The following is a 3,098-nucleotide window of genomic DNA, read 5'->3' as shown; positions in this document are numbered from 1 at the left end:
GGCCCATGCCAGCACACGCCACAACACTGTGGTCTCCGCACGCGCGCCAGCGCCGGCCTGCATGACCTGCACGCCCCCCAACCGTGTCGGTCGACCCGGCAGGCCCCAGCCCTGTAGTAATGTACCCGTTCGTCTCATGGCGATACGCTTATTCCGGTCGCTGTGCCTGGTCAAACACTATACCAGTCCACCCCACTCTGCTGTCTCCTTGCCTGGCCTACCCCTCCGTCGCTCCGCGACACCTCCCCTTCGCATGGGGGGGGGCTTCGCTGGTCCGCACAAGCCCTTCCCCCACTCGGGGGGAAGTACCCCGAAGAGGGGATGGGGGTCCTTCGTGCTGCGCAATCACTACACCTCCTTGACCGTACACGCTTGCTGCTTACGTAACAGCCGTCCTACCCCTCCGTCGCTACGCGACACCTCCCCTTCGCATGGGGAGGGGCTTCGGTGGTCCGCACAAGCCCTTCCCCCTCACAGGGGGAAGTACCCCGAAGGGGGGATGGGGGTCCAGGCATCTCACGCGACCGGCCCCATAATGCGCAGGTAAAGATTTCCCGATACAGACTCCCACCTCACCGGTGGGCAACGGGCTCAGGAGGGTTTGCGCCCTTCAAGTCGGTGATGCCTTCCACAAACGTCTCAGCCCAGCGCTCGGGCGTAAACTGCCGGGAGAGCGCATGACCTGCCCGTCCCATCTCGCGTCGTTCCTCATCGGAGGCCTCGTCGAGGCGATGCATCAGCCGCGCCAGATGGTCCACGTCGCCCGGGTCGAAGAGGAAGCCGTTGTAACCGTCCTGCACCAGATGCACGGAGGCGCCGCTTGCCGTCGAGCACAGCACCGGCAGCCCGGCGGCCGCCGCCTCCTGCACGACGACTCCCCACGGCTCACGGCGGCTCGGCAGGATGAACGCCCCGGCTTCGGCAAAGAGTTGAGGCAACCGGTCCGGCTGCACGAACCCCCGATCGGTCACGCCCGGCAACCCCTCCAGCGTCGACGCCAGCTCGCCTGTCCCGACGCAGTGAAGCGCCCATGGCTCCGAGGCCTGCTGCCGGTAGCGCCGGTAAGCCGCGACCAGCGTGTCCAACCCTTTGATGGGGATGTACCGTCCCACGAAGAGGAACGTTTTCGGGCGTGAGGTGGCGGGCTCGTAGACGGCCTCGAACCGCTCCCAGTCGCACGCATAGACACCGTACCAGCAGCGCGCCCCCGTAAAGCCCAGTCGCTGCGCCAGTTGCCGTTGCCGCTCGCCCGAGACCCAGAGCACATCGATGGCGGGGTGCAGATGCCGGGGCGCGATCAGACGTCCCACCCGTTGACGTAAGGAGCCCGTCCACTGCGTGTCGCACCCGGCCACGACCGGCACGCCGTCTTGCCGAAGCCGCCGTGCGACCGCCAGATAATCGCGGTCGAACCAGCCGGCCATGAACACGGCGTCCGGCGCAAACGCACGCACCTGCTCCAGAATCTCCTTCCGTCCCAGCGCGTGACGGTCATACAACCGGTCGATCCATGCGAAGTGGCGGTCGTCGAAGGGGGCATTGGACGCCGGCGCATGACGGACGACCAGCATCTCGCCGCCGGTCCGTTCTTTCAGGAGACGGAGACAGGCCGCCATGTATCCCGACAGACGCGAAAAAAGCACCGCAATACGCATCAACCGTCCCCCTCTTCGAGACCCAACAATTGCCGGTACACGGCCAGCGTTCGGCGCGCATTTTCTTCCCAGCTATACGTCTCCCGATATTCCGCAAACGCGTACGCGTGCCGGCGGCGCACCTGTTGCGCGATGCGCTCAATTCCCTCGGCCAGCGAGGGTACGGAGTCGCCGGCGCAGGCTACCCCGATGTCGCAGCGCTGCACCGTCTCATGCAACACCGGGGAAGAACTGACGAGCACCGGTCGCTCGTAGTAAGCTGCCACGTTCAGCACCCCGCTCTGAGAGGTGAAGGCATTTCGGTAGGGCAGCGTGACCCAATCCGCCGCGGTGAAGAGGTCCGGAACCTCCTCATCCGGGATGTAGCGGTCGAGAAACGTGACGCGATCCGAGACCCCGGCCTGTTCCGCGACCCGTCGATAATGATCCGCTCCCCGATGACGAGCGCTCACCGACCCGGCCACGAGCAGATGCGGTTCGGCGCGCGCCAGCGCCATGGCGCGAATGAAACCGTCCAGGTTTTTCTCGTCCCGGATCTGCCCGAAGAACAGCGCCACCTGACGATCGGCCGGAAGCCCCAGGCGGCTGCGAAGCGTCTCCCGGTCGCCCGAAGGCGCGCCGTGCGTATATGGGCCATGCGGCACCTCGTGGATGCGGCTCGGATCGATCCCTGCGAACTCGATCAACTCGCTCGCCTGATAGCCGGAATGGACGAAAAGCGCATCGGCGCAACGATAAAACGCCTTCAGTTGCCGATCTTCCCACATCTTGTTCAAAATAGCATTCTGACGAAGCACGTCGTGGACGGCAACCGTCACGCGCGCGCGACTCTTCTCCAGCGCCCGTCGCCAGAAGGGGAATGAGAAATGGTTGATATTGGCGATGTGCACGATGTCGAGTTGGGCCTCCTCCACGTGTCGAATGCTCCGCATCGGGTTTATGAACTGGCCCGTGATGAAGCGCATACGGCGAAAGAGGGGGGCTTCATGCGAGATGCTTCGGAGCCCGTCCCACGTCGCATACTCTCCCGCCTCTTTCCACTGAAAATCCGGCGTGCAGATGATTTCCGCCTCCACCTCCGGCATACGCCCGAGCACCCGGAGCCACTCGTACGTATACCTCCCGATCCCTCCGGCGGGAAAGAAAATATAGACCCCCACCCGAATCGGGCGGACAGGTCGATTGGAAAGGTCAGACATGGGTGATCGGGCGGGTGAAGGCTTCCTCGTAGAGCCTGCACAAGGTATTAACATGCGTGCCGGGAAGAAAGCGTTCCCGAATCAAATCGATGCCTTGTCGGCCGAAAGCCTGCATTCTTTGCTCATCCGAAATCAGCTTCAGCACGGCATTCCGGATGGCTCGCGCATCCTTTGGCGGGACGCGATACCCCGTTTTTCCTTCCAGGCACCATTCCGAGGTCCCGCCGATATTCGAGGCCACCAC

General features: G+C 64.0%; 3 protein-coding genes. All 3 read right to left on the bottom strand.

Features of this window, described 5'->3' with window-relative positions:
- Positions 1-572: 572 nt before the first annotated feature.
- Positions 573-1,616, bottom strand: coding sequence for a glycosyltransferase family 4 protein (locus AC1HIY_RS00520; RefSeq protein ID WP_479574748.1), 1,044 nt, complete (start codon positions 1,614-1,616; stop codon positions 573-575).
- A gap of 38 nt (positions 1,617-1,654) precedes the next feature.
- Positions 1,655-2,854 (bottom strand): glycosyltransferase, encoded by a 1,200-nt coding sequence (locus AC1HIY_RS00515; protein WP_479574747.1) that lies wholly within the window; start codon positions 2,852-2,854, stop codon positions 1,655-1,657.
- The coding region (locus tag AC1HIY_RS00510) for a glycosyltransferase (RefSeq protein ID WP_479574746.1) at positions 2,847-3,098 on the bottom strand (252 nt) is incomplete at its 5' end. The genes AC1HIY_RS00510 and AC1HIY_RS00515, both read right to left, overlap by 8 nt.

This window comes from Rhodocaloribacter sp. (genome assembly GCF_056451265.1).
Note: the sequence above shows the minus strand (reverse complement) of the source record. Positions and strands in the feature narration are given on the sequence as shown.

Bases quoted from the DNA above. Each gene is read 5' to 3' on its own strand.
- AC1HIY_RS00520 (WP_479574748.1), bottom strand. From the start codon at position 1,616: ATGGCGGCCTGTCTCCGTCTCCTGAAAGAACGGACCGGCGGCGAGATG.
- AC1HIY_RS00515 (WP_479574747.1), bottom strand. From the start codon at position 2,854: ATGTCTGACCTTTCCAATCGACCTGTCCGCCCGATTCGGGTGGGGGTC.